The sequence below is a fragment of the Chloroflexota bacterium genome (genome assembly GCA_016235055.1).
Lineage (GTDB): Bacteria > Chloroflexota > Anaerolineae > JACRMK01 > JACRMK01 > JACRMK01.
In genome coordinates this window covers 102,277-119,560 of record JACRMK010000046.1, presented here as the reverse complement: position 1 = coordinate 119,560, position 17,284 = coordinate 102,277, and the positions used below count along the sequence as shown (strand labels likewise).

Here is a 17,284-nt window from a genome sequence, read left to right as displayed (position 1 = left end):
CCCCCCGACCCCCTCCCAACTTCGTTGGGAGGGGGCGAGATTCTTAGGGGAGGTGCGCGGCGGCGCAGCCGCCGCGCACCTCCCCGTTAGCTTTTCCCCTTCTCCCCCGCGCGCGCGGGGGAGAAGGGGCAGGGGCTGAGGGGGCATATTGGCAGCCGACTCCAAAATGAGAATTACTGACCTGGCCGCCCGGCCAGTGTTATACCCGCCAAATGGCTGATGCGCCGGGGGAGCCTTTGGCCTAAAATGTAAAAGGGGCAGTCTGCCCTACTAGCGACTAGCAGCTAGCAACTAGCGGCTAGTCAAGGAGGCCGCATGAAAAGCCGAATCGCGCTCCTGGCCGTGTTCGGCGCGCTGATGTTGAACATGCTGGGCGCGACCGCGCAGGCACAGGGGCCGCAGCCGATGCACTCCGACCCGTACTGGCAGGCACAGTACTGGAACAACAAGTACATGAGCGGCGACCCGGCACTGAGCGTGTCAGAGACGGCGATCGACCACGACTGGGGCGCCGGTTCGCCGGGGCCGGGCATTGACGACAACGCCTTCTCGGCGCGCTGGAGCCGCTATGTGGATATGCCGGCCGGCGTCTATGCCTTCACGGCGGTAGCCGACGACGGCATGCGCTTCTTCATCGACGGCGTCAAGGTCTTCGACGCCTGGCACGACCAGCCGCCGACGACCTACACGTTCAATCAGACGCTGACGGCCGGCCATCACCTGTTCGTCGTGGAATACTATGAGAACGCCGACCGCGCCGTGGCGAAACTGTCGTGGTCGCCCGATCTGACCGCGCCGGTGGCGCACTGGGACGGCGAATACTTCAACGATGTCGATCTGACCGGCACGCCGGTGCTGTACCGCGATGAGCCGGCGATCGACTTCCACTGGGGCGATTCATCGCCGGCGCCGGGCCTGGTCAACGCCGATCACTTCTCGGCGCGCTGGGTGCGCAACGTGGAGTTTGCGGCGGGCACCTACCGCTTCACGATGGAACTGGATGACGGCATGCGGCTGTGGGTGAACAACCACCTGCTGTTTGACGATTGGTATGACCAGGGTGTCCACACGCACACGATTGACTTCACCGTGCCGGAGGGCAGCATACCGGTCAAGCTGGAGTATTACGAGCATGCTGGCGGCGCGTTCGCCGGCCTGTCGTGGGCGCCGGTAACGGCGCTCACGAACTGGCGCGGCGAGTACTTCAACAACACGACGCTGTCGGGCGAACCGGCGCTGGTGCGCGACGACGCAGCCGTGTTCTTCAACTGGGGCGCCGGCTCACCGGCCGCCGGCACGATCAACAGCGACCGCTTCTCGGCGCGCTGGACGCGCAGCCTGGACCTCGCAGCCGGGACCTACAACTTCTGGGTGGCGGTCGACGATGGCGTGCGTCTATGGGTCAACAACCACCTGCTGATCGACCAGTGGCGCGACCAGTCAGTGACGGCTTATGGCAGCGAGATCTACCTGCCGGGCGGCAACGTGCCGGTCAAGATGGAGTACTACGAGAACGGCGGCGCGGCGGTCGCCCACCTGTCGTGGAGCCGCGCGGACGAACCGCTGCCGGGCGCGGCGGTCATCGTGGACGACGGCGGTCCGGGCTTCTCGACGGGCGGTGCAGCGTCCGGCTGGCGGATCGAGTATCGCGGCTTCGGCGGGCACCTGTCGTGGACGTGGAACAACGATCGCATCCGCACCGGCTACAATTGGGCGCGCTGGTACCCGAACCTGGCGGCCGGGCGCTATGAGGTCTTCGTGCACCTGCCCGATGCCTCCAACCTGACGGCGAACGCCCGCTACTGGGTGTCACATGCGGGCGGCTTCACCCTGCGCAACATCAACCAGAACGGCGCGGCCTACCGCTGGGCGTCGCTAGGCACGTACAACTTCCGCGGCACGAGCACGGACTATGTGTCGCTGTCGGATGTGACGTACGAAGCGCGGCTGACCAAGCACGTTGTGTTTGACGCCGTAAAGTGGGAGTCACGCTGAAACGCAACGATCTGGCTTCGCCTGCGCGCGACGCCCCCGCTTCTCACCTGCGCGGCGGGGGCGTGCTGCGTTGCGCGCGCGCCTTGCCTCACCATCGCGCGTCAGCGCATGACACTCGGTAAGAACGCGCCAAACACCGGCGATTTGAGGTAGTTCACCTGAACACTGCATAGCTGGACAGACTCGCTCGCGTCGTTGGGATACCACGACAGAAAGTAGAAGGTGTCGGACAAGTCAACCGTGACTGTGATTTCCGGACTGGTGGCGACGCCTATGGCCGTGCCCGCCGCGGCAGCGGCCTGGGTCTTTGAACTCTCGATGCCCCCTGTGTTCGCGAAGAGCGTGACATAACTCACAGGCAGGCCGGGGTTCCGGTAACGGAAACTCACCGATTTGATGATACTGGCCTCCGGCAATGGCAGTTCGGCCAAAAAGATCGCGGGGCCGCTCTTGCTGGTTGCATACATGCAATCCGAAGCGGAGACGCCGTAGGTCGTGCTGCTGGTGATCGGCCTGAACGCCCAGGCCGACATGCTGAAGTGGCTCAACGCCGCCGCCTGCGGTGCGCCGGGCGGTGCAGCGCGGGCCGGCATGGTGGTCGCGGTGAAGATGGCGGCTATCAAAGTGGCCGCAAAGGCCAACAGGCTAATGAACAATACACGCCGGGAGATAAACATCGTGACTCCTTTTGCCGGCTTAGCGATTGGGCAGCCCTCAAGGCGCATCGGCCCGCCTGTCAGCGCAGCATCCCGCGGGGCCGGTAAGATGGTAGGGCGCACGGCCAGTGTGCCCGACCCGATGCGCACGCCTATCTTACATCCATTCCGTCCATCGCGCGCGGCATGGCCTGGAGGCGCAGTCGAAACCTCGGGTACATAGCGAAAGCGCACTGCATCCGGGTCGATGATCGGCAGTCAATAAAAAAGCCGCTGATGAAAATCAGCGGCTTTCGCGTGCGAGCAAAGCTCGCGCGGCTTACTTGGCGACGACGTCGGTCGCCTGCAGGCCCTTGGGGCCGCGGCCAACCGTGAACTCGACGGCCTGGCCTTCCTGCAATGTGCGGTAGCCCTCGGCCGTGATCGCTGAATGATGCACGAAAACGTCCTCGCCACCGGGCTGCGACAGGAAGCCATAGCCCTTTTCCGCATTGAACCACTTGACGGTGCCCACAACTCGATTGTTCGACATGGTCGAAACTCCTCTGAGAGAAATGTTAGGACTTTGAAGCTGTCGCCATTCGATGTTGCGACACAAAAATCGCCCGCGGCACTGTTAAACCGTGGGCGACACTTCTTTACTGTCTACCGACTGGTATCAACTTTGTCCTACAGCTAAACATTCTACCGCACAAGTTGTAAGAAGTCAAATCAGCGAATCAGCGCGCAGCAATTCTCAATTTGCCTTTGTACGGGTACTTTCCAATTGCGGCTTGTCAAGCGCTGGTGCTCAGGTGCTTGTCACGCAAACCGATACGACGAGCAAGTAATGCTGCCCTCCCCCCGGCCCCCTCCCAACTTCGTTGGGAGGGGGAGCGATTCGATGGGGATTGGCGCGGCGGCTGCGCCGCCGCGCCAATCCCCATTCACTTTTCCCCTTCTCCCCCGCGCGCGGGGGAGAAGGGGCCAGGGGATGAGAGGGGGCAACTTGGTGGACAGACTCCAAAATGAGAATTGCTGATCAGCGCGTCCAAGCCGGTATGAGTCGGAGTCCCGCATGCCCACTGCCGTACATTGTCCAAGACGGAGAGACAGGTCTCTAACCTGTCCAGACGCGCGGTCAGAGATTCGCCTCACCATGGGCGCGGCGTGCGGACGAATGATCCGATAAATCTGAAACCGCTTCAGACCGGCACGGGCCGGCCGCCGAACAGTCGCGAAGCGACGATACACAGGCCGGCGATGATCGTCCAGGCGACCACGACGATCTCGGCATGAACGTTCACGACGGACGCCTCACGCGCGACGACCTCGCCGCCGCGCAAAAAGACGGCGCTGAACGCGAACAGCAGCAGCGACAGCGTGCACACCATGTCGAGCACCGAGCGCGGCTGGAACTCCGGCGCCGGATCGAACGGCGGCCACGGCCGCAGACGCTGCAACAGCCATGCGGCGGCGCCGGCCACGACACACATCATCAGGTAGCCGACCGGGCGCCCGGCCGGGATCAGGTCGCTCTGCTGAAACAACCCGATGACGCCGAGATTGACGGCCAGCGCCAGTCCCCAGCCATACCACGGCAGCGGGCGCACGGACCAGTCGCGCGACTCGATCCGGTTGGCCAGATAGAGCGCCAGCACCGATTGAAGCAGGCCCCACCAGACGACGTTCACGAACAGCAGGATGCCCCAGTTCAATCCGAATGCGGTCGGCCCGGTGAACGCGGCGCCAGATACGAGGCACTGGTACACGGTGCCATAGACGAACGCAAGCAGGATGAGGTGGACGTCTGCGAGCCGCCAGCGGCGAATCAGGTCGTCCTGCATGACGAACAAGCTGGCGTAGAGCGCGACGAGGGCGAACGGCAGCAACGGCTGGCGCTCGAGGCTGTTCAGGCCGCGCAGCGAGTACTCGAAGAGCAGGTTGAAGCCGGTGGCGACGGCGACGAGGACGACGCGATTGCTCATAACCGCCGCAACTACGGGCGCGCCGTCGGCGCGGGCGTGCCGGTCGACTGGAGATACTGCCGGAGGCCGGCGGTGCCGGCGCCGATCGCGTTCGCCAGCGCGGCGACGTTGCGCGCGTTGCGTGCATCCTGCCGGTCGATCGCGCGCTGCGCCGCATCGGCCACGTACTTCGCGGCCGTGGCCGGGTCGCGATCCAGCCGGTTGACGCGCTGCATGGCGTCGGCCAGGTTGCCGTCCAGCGCATAGGCGGCCGCCGTCATGTTCACCCAGTCGTCCTTCTGCGGCGAGCGCAAGTACGCCACATCGCCGTTGATGTAATTGACCGGAACGACGAAATAACCGAGCGCCAGCCCCAACGCGAGGCCGACGAACAGGCCAAGCGCCACCAAACCGACGATCGGCCGCAGATAGTTGCTCATGGCCTAGCGCGTCCTCTGGAACACGATGAGATACGAGTAGTGATACAGCGAGTTGCCCTGCGGATTGTCGGTGGCGGGGCAGTATTCGTCCACCGGAATATCCACCGTCAGCCAGTCGGTCTGCTCGCTGACGCCGTCGAGCACGCGCGCGCGGTAACTGCCGTGGTACATGCCGAAGTTGACGTAGCCGGCCGTGTTCTGCGCGTTGATGCCGAGCGACGGGAGGGTCTCGACTTTCTGCCCGGTCGTCACAATCGTCAAGCCGGATGGCCAGATGACTTCCACTTGCTTGTTGGGCAGGCCATTGCCCTGCGCATCGACCACGAGCATGAACAGGTGATGGTTGCCGCCGTTCTCGCACGCCGTCAATCGGCGCACGAGCTTGATGCGGTAGGCCACGCCGTTCGCCGGTGGTGGTGTGGTCGGCGTGTTGGTTGCGCCTGGCGCCGGGGCGACGCCCGGCGGCGCGCTTGTCGCAGTGGCGGTAGGCGGGCGTTTGGTCGGCGTAGGCGCGGCCGGGCGCGTCGCGGTGCGGGTCGGCGTGGGCGCGGCCGGGCGCGTTGCGGTGGCGGCGCGCGTCGCCGTCGCAACCGACTGCACGCTGGCCGGCGCCGGCACATTGGCGGCCGGCGGGTTCGCGACCGGCGCATTGGCCGCCACAACGACCGGGGTCGGTGTGAACGTTGGCACGGGCGTCGGCGCGGAGACTGGCGGCTGCGGCGCCTGATCGCGCTCGAACGCGGAGGCCAGCGCCAGCACGGCGCGCGCCTGTTGCGGATCGCGGCGCGCCGCCACCTCGGACAGCAGCGGCGGCAGCGACGCGGGATCGGACTGCAGGCTGACGAGCCGGTCCTGTGCAGTATCGAGATTCAGGTCGTTTTGATAGGCAAGCGCAATAAGCGCTACGTACTCATCGGTGTCGTATACCAGGGAACTGCTGGGCGGTGGCTGGAGGAGGAGCCCGGCGAGGACGCCGAGCACAAGCCCGTCGAGCACGGCGAAGAGGGAGAGGCCGAGCGCGACAACAATCAGGCGGCGGTTTTCCATATATGCCATCCCGAAGGCGCACTACTGAGCGATTGCGCTGCCTCAACACTGCGGCAACGACCGCAACGGTGGTATAATGCTTTGGTGCCGCCGGCACGCAGAACGCCGCGCCGGCAGCCATGCAAGTGCCGAGAGAGGGAATCGAACCCACACGGGGGGTTAACCCCACCGGATTTTGAGTCCGGCGCGTCTGCCAGTTCCGCCATCCCGGCCAGCTTAAGCGGCTTCCGCGACAGTATAGGATAGTAAATACCCCGTGTCAAATCGTCGCGCGGCCGATCCGCAAACCGACCGCGGCGCGCAGTCCGGCGCCGCCTGTACCACTCCTCCATGACGGAACAACGCACCCGGCTCGAAGGCAGCCTGATCCGCGCCGCTCAGCGCGGCGACCGGCGCGCCTTTAACCAGCTCGTCGAGTGGCACCAGGATGCCGTCTACCACACGGCCTACCGCGTCGTCGGCACGTCCGACGCGGCCGACGACGCCACCCAGGAAGCGTTCATCTCCGCCTACAAGCACATCCGCGAGTACCGCGGCGGCTCGTTCAAGGCGTGGCTGCTGCGCATCGCCACCAACGCCTGCTACGACCAGTTGCGCGCCCAGAAGCGCCGCCCCGCCGACTCGATCGACGACCTGCTGTCGCGCGACGACGACCGCGAGCCTGCCGACTTTGTCAACGGCCGCGAGGGACCGGAGCAGCACGCCGAGCGCGCCGAGTTGAACCGCTTGCTGCAGTCCGCCATCACCACGCTGCCCGACGACCAGCGCATGGTGCTGGTGCTCGCCGACGTGCAGGGGCTGTCCTACGAAGAGATCGCCGAGGCGACCGGCGCCAATCTGGGTACCGTCAAATCGCGGCTCAATCGGGCGCGCCTGCGCCTGCGCGACTGGCTGATGGAACGGCAGGAACATTTGCCGCCGGGTTTCCGTCATAGTAGTGAGCGATTATGAGCAACGGAAAGCACATCACCGACCAGTTGTCGGCCTACCTGGATAACCGCCTGAACGCGGCGGAACGCGCGCGTCTGGAAACGCATCTGCGCGGCTGCGCGCAGTGCCGGCGCGATCTGGCCGAACTGGGCTACACGGTCAATACGGTGCGCGCCCTGCCGGTGATGCGCCGCCCGCGCTCGTATACGCTGTCCGAGGCGCAGGTCGCGCCGCCACGCTGGGCGTTTGGCTGGCTCTATCGCGCCATGGGTGTGGCGACGGTCGCGGCGATGCTGCTGCTCGGGCTGGTGCTGACCGCCGACCTGTTGAGCTTCACCGGCAGCGGATCGATGGCACCGGCCGCACCGGCGCCGGCGGCCATGTCGGCCGCCACACGGACCAACGAAGCCGCCTCCGATACGGCCCGCGCGCCGGAGCAGCCGAAAGCCGCGCCGACCCGCGCGGCCGCCGCAGTGGCACAGCCGACGACGGCACCGGCGGCGCCGGTCGTGCCGCCAGCCGCCGCACCAACGACCGCTGCGGCGGCACCGACCGCGCGGCCGCCCGCCACCGCTTCGCCCGCGCCCACGACGGGACCGGGTCTGCCCAGCACGGCGGGCGCCGCGATCACGGCGACCGCAACAACCACGCCGACCGCCACACCATCGGCGACTGCAACGGCGACGCCCGCGCCGACCAACACGCCATCACCGACCGCATCGCCATCGCCCACGGCCACGACGGCGGCGACGGCCACACCGGCGCCCGTGACGCGGCAGGCACAGCCGGCCGCGCCAGCCGGCCCCGACCCGCTGCGGATTGCCGAGTTCGCGCTCGTGCTCGTTGTGCTCGGCGCGCTTGGATTGACGCTGCTCTTGCGCGCTACACGCCCGTCGTAGGGGCGCGTTGCGCGCGCCCGCAGAACCAATACAACAATCTCAACACCAAGGCACAAAGAAGAAGGGTTTTCTTTGTGTCTTTGTGTTGAAATCTCTTCTCTCTTGTCCGTTGTCGCGTTGTCTGGCATAATCGCCACATGGCGGAACGCTATATCCTCTGCCTCGACCTCGACGCCTTCTTCGCATCCGTTGAGGAGCAGCTGCACCCCGAATGGCGCGGTTTGCCGCTGGTTGTCGGCGGCAAGCCGGAAGAGCGCGGCGTGGTCGCGTCGTGCTCATACGCTGCGCGCGCGTTCGGCGTGCGCTCCGCCATGCCGATGGGCCAGGCGCTCAAGCTCTGCCCGCAGGCACTGCGCGTGCCGGCCAGCTTCCGCGCTTACGGCGACTATTCGCATCGCGTCATGGCGATCATCCGCTCGTACGGCCTGCCGGTCGAGCAGGTCTCGGTGGACGAGGTGTTCATCGACGCCAGCGACGGCGCGCGCGGCTGGGGCGGCGTGCTCGAACTGTCCGCCGACCTCAAGCGGCGCATCCGCGCGGAGACCGGCCTGCCGTGCACGATCGGCGTCGCGGCGAACAAGCTGGTCGCCAAGATCGCGTCCAACCAGGGCAAGCCGGACGGATTGCTGCAGGTGCCGTCCGGCGGCGAGGCGCAGTTCCTCGCGCCGCTGCCGATCGGCAAGCTGTGGGGCGTCGGTCCCAAGACCGCCGCGCGGCTGGAAGCGATCGGCATCCACACCATCGGCGATTTGCAGCAGGCGCCGCTCGCGCGCCTGCAGGCGACGTTCGGCGACTGGGGCTACGACATGCAGCGCAAGGCGCACGGCGCGGGCAGTCACACCGTCGAGTCGTCGCATGAGACGAAATCGGTCAGCCGCGAGACGACGTTCATCAAGGATGTCGGCGACGTCGCAGAACTGGAGAAAGTGCTGCTCGGCCTGAGCGAGAAGGTCGCCCACGATCTGCGCGCCGACGGCCTGCAGGCGCGCACGATCACCGTCAAGCTGCGCTGGGCCAACTTCGAGACGCACACCCGGCAGTTGACCCTGCCGCGCCCCACCCGCGCCGCCACCGACATCTACGAGGCAGCCGCGAACCTGCTGCGCGGCGCGTGGAAGCGCGGGGCGAAGGCGCGGCTGATCGGCGTGCGCGCCACCAATCTGAACGCCGAGCAGCAACTCTCGTTCTTCGATCCGCCCGACAGCCAGCGCGAGAAAGTCGATGCGGTCGTGGATGACCTGCGCGCCAAGTTCGGCGACGGCGTCATCCGCCGCGCGCGACTGATGCGGGACTAGAGCGGATTGCGGATTGGATCGGCACAGCAACGCATCGCTGCGCTGAGGGCGTAGGGACAGGTCTCTGACCTGTCCGAGCGGGTCAAAGACCCGTCTCGACACGGCGAGTTATGTAACCGAATAGTCTGATACTCTGAAAGTGTTTTGATACTGCCCGATTACACGGAGAAAACGGATGCCAACCGACACGACGACCAGCGCCGCAGACGCGGAGATTCGCCGCCTGGAGGAGATCACGCGGCAGTTGACGGAACTGCTACACCAGCCGGCTGTGGCGCAGCGTCTGCGCACCGCACCCAGCGCAGCCGACTGGTCGGCGATGCAGGTCCTCGGCCACATGGTCGAGATGATCCCGTTCTGGCTCGCCGAGTGCCGCAAGCTGATCGACGCCGCCGAGCCGCCGGCGTTTGGGCGGGAACTGAATCAGCCCGAGCGGCTGGCCGGCGTGAAGCACGGCGCGTCCGGCGACGTGGACGAACTGCTGCGGCAGTGGCAGGCGAATGTGGCGCTCGCCGCGGTCGCGCTTCGCGGCTACTCGCCCGCCGAGCGCGCTAAGGCCGGCCGGCACCTGCGGCGCGGTGTCATGTCGGTGGCCGACGCCGTCGGCACCCTGATCGTCGCCCATGCCGAAGACCACCTGCGGCAGATACAGATGGCGCTGTCGAAGTCATAACCCGCCAGTTTGCACCATCATCCAATCATCCGCGAGGGAGAGAGCTATTATGCCCAACGATACCGCGCTGCTCATTATTGACGTGCAGAAAGGCCTGTTCGACCTCGACCCGCCGCTGCACGACGGCGAAGGGGTGCTGGCGACGATCAAGTCGCTCATCGACAAAGCGCACGCCACGAACACACCGGTGATCTACGTCCAGCACAACGGCGGCGCGAAGAGCGTGCTGCGCCCCGACCGGCCCGGCTTCCCGATCCACCCAGCCATTGCGCCGGCCACCGGCGACCCGATCTTCCGCAAGAACCATCCCGATGCGTTTCAGGGCACAGAGCTGCAAAGCTATCTGGAATCCCACGGGCTCAAGCACCTCGTCGTCGTCGGCATCCAGTCCGACTACTGCGTGGACACGACCACCCGCCGCGCCTACAGCCTCGGCTTCGACGTGACGCTGGTGCAGGACGGGCACAGCACCTGGGGTGACGATGCCATCAGCGCACCGCAGATCATTGCACACCATAACATTGTCCTGGGCGACTCGTTCGCCACCCTGAAATCGGCGCGCGAAATCACGTTTGGGGCGCCCGGCGCATAATGGACCGCTCGTACGTCACGCTGAACCGCGCCTCAACCGAGCGCATCCGCGCGCTCGCCGCGCGGCTGTCCGACGCCGAGATGCAGACTGCGTATAATGCGCGAGGGCCGGGGCCATTCACGGGCCGCATTTGATAGCCAGCACGGTTCCACTACCGAGCAGACAGCCGCCGCATCAAACCTCGATGCGGCGGCTTGTTGTTCTGTTCACGCGCGACGCCGGTGGTAGGGACCGACCGGCGTGTCGGCCCAAGACGTCGCATTGGGTGACCTGGCCGATGCGTCTACTTTCGCACCGTTTCGCGGCGCTCGTGATCCAAACGTCCGCGTCGAAACCTTCGGAACATGAAAGGCGCGAAACGGCGCGATAAGCCACGAAGCACGGCGGTAGGGGCCGACCGGCGTGTCGGCCCGCCGAATTTTGAGCCGTCGCAGCGTGTGGCCGGCCTATGCGCTGGGCGACGCGGCGGGCTGCGCCACTGGCTGCACGCTGTGCAGCGACGTGCCGGCCTGGTCGGCCAGCGTCAGCAGCATGGCGGTCTCCTCGCGCGAATAGCCCTGGCCCGACAGCCGCGATCCCAGGGCGAGAATGCCGACCAGGCGTGAGGCCTGGCGTTGCCCACCAGATGCGGGAAGCGTAATGGGAACCAGCAACGCGTAAGGATTAGGCTTGGAGAGCATGACCACGCGCCCGTTTTCCAAGCGGTCGAGCGAGGCCGGGTCAAGCGGCGCCGCGGGCTCCTGCACGGACGCTGCGCGGCCTGGGAACGCCAGGGCAAAGCGTCCGTCGGCCTCGCGCACGTAGACGTCGCTGGAAGCGACTTGCAGGATGCTTTCGACGCCGCCGGCCAGCGCCTGCGGCAGCGACGAGCTATCGCTCATCCCGCGCACGTCGTGCGTGAGTTCGGCAAATGCCGCGCGGATATCAGCGCTATCGCGGTAGAAGCGCCGGTCGACGAAGTGTTCCGTGCGTTTCTTTACGGGGTCGACCAGGTACGCGACCAGCACCGCAGAGCCGAGCGAGGTCACGAACGAGTTCTCGCCGAGCAGCGACTCGAGCATTCGTTCGGACACGTAGGTCGTCATAATAAACACAAAGCCGAGCGTCGCGACCAGGATCGAGTAGACCAGTGTGCGGTTGACGAGCAGGTCGATATCCCACAAGCGGTACCGCAGAATCGAAAAAGCAATACACAGCGGGACACACAACTGCGAAAGATAGAACGCCGCCGTGACGGCCATCGCAAATGCCAGCGGGTTCAACCCGACGGGGGCGAGTAACGGCAAGGCGAACAGCAGGATGACGATGGCGGTGAATCCCAGGATGGCGATCGCGAAGCCCAGCACGACCCATTTCGTCTGCTGCCGCTGTTCGGGCGCGGAGACGGAGCGGTAGCGGACGATCTGCGCAACCAGGCCGCTGGCCAACCCGAACAGGAACAACAGCGCCCAGAGGACCGGCGGCCAGTTGTCCGGGTCCGCGGCGGGGATAAATAGCGCCGCGACTGCCAGGGCAGACCATACAATAGCCAGCCGCCGAGTCCAGGGCGGGACAAAACGTCCGTCCGGGAATACATACGCGAGGATCGGCACCGAGGCCGTGCTTAAGACCTCAATGAACTTGGCGGGGAAGGCGAAGGGCGAGGGCGTATGCAGCAGCAACAGAAAAGAAATCGTGGTGCTCACGCCATAGAGCACCAGCGCACATGAGACCGCCAGGGCCATCCAATCGGCGGACTTGCGCCAGAAAATGATGAGCGCCACGGCTGCCCAGCCAAGCACGAAGAGCAGGTCGATAGTCAGGAAATATGCCTGGTACGCTTCAGCCGAGAGATGCAGCTCGGCGAGCGCATTGGCGACCTCGGGGCCGAATTGCAGCGGGTCGTGACGGAGCGGCAACTGCAACGAAACACCACGGGCCAACAGCGTGAGTGACAGGAGCGCCAACGCGAACCATGCCAGGCGCGCCAGCCCGCGCTGACGTCCCTGCAAGCTTGTAGAATACGCGTTTGGTCCGGTACGCTCGCCGGCTGTGCCAACGGGACTCGACACACGCCCTCACTGTTTGCGCGCAAATGCCATCGGGCCATCCCTGCAGCGCGGATTATAGATAATTGTTCGCCCAAAGTAAACCACGCGCTGGTTGGCCGTCCTGTCTCCGTTGCGTGATAACGAAGCGGACGCGTCGAAATTTGAGGCGGCGGCTCGTTGCTGTGTTCACGCGCTCGCGGGCGGGTCGCGATGGTGCGCCGGTGGATGCGTCCCCTTTCGTGTCTTTCGCGCCGTTTCGCGGTTCTCGTGGTCCAAACGTCCGCCGCCGAAACCTTCGGAACACGAAAGGCTCGAAATAACGCGAAAGACGCGAAGCGCCGCGTCCGGCGCAGCGCGTGGGCGATGGGTAGGCCAGAGACCTGCCTCCGCGTCGCGCGCAAGCTCCGACAGTTTGTTGGTGTACGTGCGGTGATAGGGTACACCCAAAAAATGTCGGAGTGCGCCGCCCAAGCGGTCATTCCGGCGAAAGCCGGAATCCAGGCAACGCGCCCATGGCCTGTACGCTTGCCACATGCGGATATGGATGCCGGCTAACTACATGCCGGCATGACGTACTGGAGCGTCCCGACAGTTTGTTGGTGTACTCGCGGCGACAGGGTGTTTGAGGTTGCGGACGAGACGTGCTATGATGTCGAGTAGGCAGCAGCGACGTAGAGATCAATGAACAGCCGCCATTTGCAGAAGTGACCGCGAGTGGTGGTTCGATAAGGCCAGCCTGCAAAATTACGTCAAAGCCATGAAGCAACTTGGCTTAGATAAGTTCAATCCTTACAGAGGTGCAGACTAGTCGAGGGTCAAGCAGTTTTGCCCTCGGTCTCCAGAATTATTACAACGGCCCGTAGCAGAATGCTACAGGTTTTGATTTAACTTTGTGGTAGTACCAGGATTTTATGTTCAACGTTTTAGTAAGATACGCGAGTAGGCTTATCCAAAAGTGGTTTTGGTTTTGGAGCGGAGTACTTGGCTTGGTAAGCACGGTTTGTAGCGTCGCAGTTCCAACATTATTCCCAATTCCTAGCGAAATAGGGCTTATCGCCTTCCTTGTTGGCTTCTTTGTGGCGCCAGCTCTTGTATTCGCTGATATGTACCAACGGCTCGCGGAGCTAGAGGCTGTTGAAGCCGATATAATTCTGGAAATCTCTCAGCCGCCAACTATTGAGCCCAGAGCTAAACGTGACGATCACGGAGAATATCGCGACCCAACCAATATCTACGGGATCAGCGCAGACGGCATGCCGTCCCAGGCGGAACTCGCGGCATTGCTGAGGATAAAGAATCCAGGACACAAACCAGGTACGTTGAAGTGGGATATTGATCGACAACGAACGTACTTGCCCACACCATTTCGCTTTGTTGAGGGACAAAGAAGCCAAATTGGATATAGTGGGCCCTATAACGATCTTCGTCGTGATGGTGAAGTTGATTACAAAGATTGGTGGTTGTTGGAAATACAAATCGATCCGCAACTCAACGCCGAATTAATGGCAAAGCAACTCGCAGAGCTTGAGTATTTTAAGGTGACGCTTCGCTATTACACTGAGCGTCTGCTTGGAAGGTCTCAGGTGCGAACTCTAACGGTTAGCGGCGACTTTGCAGGATTCCGCCGGATCATGTTTGCCCGTTGGAGAGAACTCGGGCTTGAACGTCTTCTCGCAATTCACGATGACATCCGCGTGCGACGCAAACGCATTCTGCTCCGACTTGCCCATGCGATTGAGGGCCGACGCCGATAGGACTTGATATCCCGATAAAACCTCATCGCTCTGCGATGGGGATTACTGTTTTGCGGGGATGCAAGGGGCGGCAAGCCCCGCCGTTAACCACTTTACTTTTGTTTGTGAACTGGTCGCTGACAGTCCAGGAGATAATTGCACGAACGAGGCTCATTTGGAGATAGTTCAATGACAACTGCTGACAACCAGTGTTTCATCATAATGCCTTTAACCACCCCTGGGCATAGTTCCACAACGTATGAAGATTCAGCACATTTCATGCATGTGCTGGAACACCTGTTTATCCCCGCCGTAGAAAAGGCGGGACTTGTTCCGATTCGTCCAAACTCTACGGGGTCGGACATAATTCATGCAGAAATTATCCGGAATCTTAATACTGCTTGCCTCGTCTTGTGCGACATGTCAGACGGGAATCCCAACGTCTTTTTTGAGTTGGGCGTACGCACAGCACTCAATAAGCCAATCGCTCTAGTTGTAGATGGCTATTCAACCAGCCCATTTGACGCAGTGCTGATAAATCATCAAAAATATGACGGCCGCATGAGAGCTTGGGAGCTATCACAGCAAATAGAAGCACTCAGTCGGCACCTGACTGCCTCGATTGAAAACAGTAAAGGTGTCAACCAAATGTGGCAGATATTTGGAATGCGTGTTCAGGGCAAGCAAGCGGAACCTTCCAATGAAAACAAGCTTGACCTAATAGTCTCTATGATGATGGAGCAGCGAGCCAATCGTCGAGCCAAAGTCTTGAAGGCATACGAGGTGAACATGGCGGCGATCCAACAAGAGTACGAAAAAAATCTCTTTGAAGCTACGGCTGATAGAGACGCAAAGGCCCTGATCATTGCACGGAATGACCGCGCTGCCAGAACAAAAGTGGCAGAATTGAAGCGTGACCGCGACCTTTTGGACGATGGCATGTAGATTCAGCATGTCGAGCAGAAGATTGAATGGCCCATATTCCGTGGAGGTATACAAGGCGTGCCCGTATCTCCCTTGTTTTCAGAAGGGTTGATACTCATCTCCCGCGCTTGTCAGATAGCCGCCGCATCGACGTTTGGTGCGGCGGCTCATTCTTCAGTCAAAATCAGGCAAACCGCGCGTTGATGTCATGCGCCGCTTGTGCTACAATCAGTCACGCCGCGTGCCATGCACTGCGGCGTGAATTGTGCCGGACGGAGGATCGATGAGCAACGAACTGAAGAAGACCGTTTTGTACTCCGTGCACCGCCAACTGGGCGCGACGATGGTGCCGTTCAGCGGCTGGGAGATGCCCGTGCGCTACAGCGGCGATATCGCCGAGCACAAAGCGGTGCGCGAGCGCGCCGGTATCTTCGACGTGTCGCACATGGGACGGTATGAGGTGCGCGGCCCCGCGGCGGTCGCGTTCCTGCAGCGCGTGCACAGCAACGACGCCAGCGCGCTGAAGATCGGCCAGGCGCACTATGGCCTGCTGTGCAACGAGCGCGGCGGCGTGGTCGACGACGTGATCGTCTACCGGCGCGGCGAGGAGTTCTTCTGGATCGTCGTCAACGCCGGCAACCGCCAGAAAGACTGGGACTGGCTGATGACGCACAAGCTGGTCGGCGCGACGCTGACCGACGAGTCGGACGCCTGGGCGCTGATCGCCCTGCAAGGGCCGCAGGCGATGGATATCCTGCGCCGCTTCACCGACCTGGACTTTGCGCGCATCCCGTACTATCACGCCGCCGATGCCACCGTCGCCGGCTACCGCGCCCTCGTGGCGCGCACCGGCTACACCGGCGAGGACGGCGTCGAGATCGCGGTCGCCAGCAACGGCGCGGCCGACCTGTGGGCGAAGCTGATGGAGGCGGGTGCGACGCCGTGCGGGCTCGGCGCGCGCGACACGCTGCGGCTGGAGGCGGGCATGCCGCTCTACGGCCACGAACTGACCGACGACACCAACCCGCTCGAAGCGAACCTCAAACGCTTCATCAAGATGGACAAGCCGTTCATCGGCCAGCCGGTGCTGGCGCAGTCGCTGGTCGACGGGCTCAAGCGCAAGCTGGTCGGCGTGGCGCTGGTGGATCGCGGCATCGCGCGCGCGGAGTGCGCGGTGCGCGCCGGCGGGCAGGCGGTCGGCGTGCTGACCAGCGGCGGCCCGTCGATCACGACCGGGCAGAACATCGGCATGTGCTATCTGCCGGTCGCGCTGGCCAAGCCGGACACGGAAGTCGAGGTCGTCGTCCGCGAGAAGCCGTTGAAGGCGAAGGTCGTCAAGACGCCGTTCTACTCGCGCAAGAAATCGTAGTACGGATTTAAGCGGGTTACGTCTTCAGTTGTCATGCATGTCCTGTGCAGCGGGGCTTCGCCCCGCTCCGCGCCGCAGGCGCGGGCACAGGATGAAGCGCGAAGGCCGGGCATGCGGCCTAATGCGCGCCGCGCGCGCGAAGCATCTAAAGTGCAGCAGTTCAGATGTTTCGCGCGAGTGACGAGATTCCAGGGCTACAGTCTTGCCTTCGCGCTCAACATGACAAATAGGACGAGAGCCTCTTGAAGCCGTGCCAGACATAACCCGATCATATCACCAGGAGCAAACCGATGGCATCTCCCAGCGAACTGAAATACACCAAAGATCATGAATGGCTGAAGGTCGACGGCGGCACCGGCATCGTCGGCATCACGGACTACGCCCAGCACTCGCTCGGCGACGTGGTCTACGTGGACGCGGGCGCGGCCGGCAAGCAGGTCGAAGCGGCCAAGCCGTTCGGCGTCGTCGAGTCGGTCAAGGCGGCCTCCGACCTGTTCTCGCCCGTGACCGGCGAGATCGTCGAGGTCAACGCGGCGCTGGCCGACAAGCCCGAGTTGGTCAACAGCGACCCGTACGGTGCGGCCTGGATGCTCAAAGTCAAGCTGGCCAATCCCGGCGAAGTCGCCAGCCTGTTGAGCGCCGCCGACTACGACGCCTATATCGCCACACTGTAAGGCGGTTTTCAGAAACGTTGAGCACGTCCGCTCCCGCGCACAACCGGTGTAGCGGCGGGTCTGTGACCCGCCGGACAGGTC

16 protein-coding genes and 1 tRNA gene are annotated in these 17,284 nt (G+C 63.5%); 10 read left to right on the top strand and 7 right to left on the bottom strand.

Annotated elements, in window-relative coordinates:
* The first annotated feature begins 315 nt into the window (after window positions 1-315).
* Entirely contained in the window at window positions 316-1,995 is a 1,680-nt protein-coding gene (locus HZB53_11150; GenBank protein MBI5878198.1) for a hypothetical protein, read from the top strand.
* Between the two features lie 101 nt (window positions 1,996-2,096).
* On the opposite strand, the gene HZB53_11145 is transcribed toward HZB53_11150, so the two are convergent.
* The 6 genes from HZB53_11145 to HZB53_11120 form a co-directional block, all read right to left on the bottom strand.
* Complete coding sequence (locus HZB53_11145; protein MBI5878197.1) at window positions 2,097-2,672, bottom strand: hypothetical protein; 576 nt, start codon at window positions 2,670-2,672, stop codon at window positions 2,097-2,099.
* Between the two features lie 298 nt (window positions 2,673-2,970).
* A complete protein-coding gene (locus HZB53_11140) occupies window positions 2,971-3,183 on the bottom strand; it encodes a cold-shock protein (protein ID MBI5878196.1) in 213 nt (70 codons plus the stop codon).
* Window positions 3,184-3,835: 652 nt separating this feature from the next.
* Window positions 3,836-4,618 carry a hypothetical protein gene (locus tag HZB53_11135; protein MBI5878195.1) on the bottom strand — a complete coding sequence of 261 codons (783 nt, stop codon included), beginning with the start codon at window positions 4,616-4,618 and terminating at the stop codon, window positions 3,836-3,838.
* A gap of 11 nt (window positions 4,619-4,629) precedes the next feature.
* Window positions 4,630-5,037, bottom strand: a complete 408-nt coding sequence (locus tag HZB53_11130; protein MBI5878194.1) for a hypothetical protein — start codon at window positions 5,035-5,037, stop codon at window positions 4,630-4,632.
* Between the two features lie 3 nt (window positions 5,038-5,040).
* Entirely contained in the window at window positions 5,041-6,084 is a 1,044-nt protein-coding gene (locus tag HZB53_11125) for a hypothetical protein (protein MBI5878193.1), read from the bottom strand.
* 126 nt (window positions 6,085-6,210) lie between these two features.
* A tRNA-Leu gene (locus tag HZB53_11120) sits at window positions 6,211-6,296 on the bottom strand.
* A 118-nt stretch (window positions 6,297-6,414) separates the two neighbouring features.
* Between HZB53_11120 and HZB53_11115 the strand changes: the two genes are divergently transcribed.
* From HZB53_11115 to HZB53_11095, 5 genes are all read left to right on the top strand, one after another.
* The gene (locus tag HZB53_11115) at window positions 6,415-7,035 is read left to right on the top strand and encodes a sigma-70 family RNA polymerase sigma factor (protein ID MBI5878192.1); all 621 of its coding nucleotides are present in this window, start codon (window positions 6,415-6,417) and stop codon (window positions 7,033-7,035) included.
* On the top strand, window positions 7,032-7,913 hold the full coding sequence (locus HZB53_11110; protein MBI5878191.1) for a zf-HC2 domain-containing protein: 882 nt from the start codon (window positions 7,032-7,034) through the stop codon (window positions 7,911-7,913). Before HZB53_11115 ends, HZB53_11110 begins: the two co-directional genes overlap by 4 nt.
* A gap of 137 nt (window positions 7,914-8,050) precedes the next feature.
* Window positions 8,051-9,208 carry a DNA polymerase IV gene (gene dinB, locus HZB53_11105; GenBank protein ID MBI5878190.1) on the top strand — a complete coding sequence of 386 codons (1,158 nt, stop codon included), beginning with the start codon at window positions 8,051-8,053 and terminating at the stop codon, window positions 9,206-9,208.
* A gap of 175 nt (window positions 9,209-9,383) precedes the next feature.
* Window positions 9,384-9,881 (top strand): DinB family protein, encoded by a 498-nt coding sequence (locus HZB53_11100; protein MBI5878189.1) that lies wholly within the window; start codon window positions 9,384-9,386, stop codon window positions 9,879-9,881.
* 49 nt (window positions 9,882-9,930) lie between these two features.
* Complete coding sequence (locus tag HZB53_11095) at window positions 9,931-10,473, top strand: cysteine hydrolase (protein ID MBI5878188.1); 543 nt, start codon at window positions 9,931-9,933, stop codon at window positions 10,471-10,473.
* 446 nt (window positions 10,474-10,919) lie between these two features.
* On the opposite strand, the gene HZB53_11090 is transcribed toward HZB53_11095, so the two are convergent.
* Complete coding sequence (locus HZB53_11090) at window positions 10,920-12,524, bottom strand: hypothetical protein (protein ID MBI5878187.1); 1,605 nt, start codon at window positions 12,522-12,524, stop codon at window positions 10,920-10,922.
* 965 nt (window positions 12,525-13,489) lie between these two features.
* Between HZB53_11090 and HZB53_11085 the strand changes: the two genes are divergently transcribed.
* The 4 genes from HZB53_11085 (at window position 13,490) to gcvH (ending at window position 17,203) form a co-directional block, all read left to right on the top strand.
* Window positions 13,490-14,257 (top strand): hypothetical protein, encoded by a 768-nt coding sequence (locus HZB53_11085; GenBank protein ID MBI5878186.1) that lies wholly within the window; start codon window positions 13,490-13,492, stop codon window positions 14,255-14,257.
* A gap of 168 nt (window positions 14,258-14,425) precedes the next feature.
* Window positions 14,426-15,181, top strand: coding sequence for a hypothetical protein (locus HZB53_11080; GenBank protein ID MBI5878185.1), 756 nt, complete (start codon window positions 14,426-14,428; stop codon window positions 15,179-15,181).
* Between the two features lie 262 nt (window positions 15,182-15,443).
* Window positions 15,444-16,529, top strand: coding sequence for a glycine cleavage system aminomethyltransferase GcvT (gcvT, locus tag HZB53_11075; protein MBI5878184.1), 1,086 nt, complete (start codon window positions 15,444-15,446; stop codon window positions 16,527-16,529).
* A 290-nt stretch (window positions 16,530-16,819) separates the two neighbouring features.
* A complete protein-coding gene (gcvH, locus tag HZB53_11070) occupies window positions 16,820-17,203 on the top strand; it encodes a glycine cleavage system protein GcvH (protein MBI5878183.1) in 384 nt (127 codons plus the stop codon).
* The last annotated feature ends 81 nt before the right edge of the window (window positions 17,204-17,284 follow it).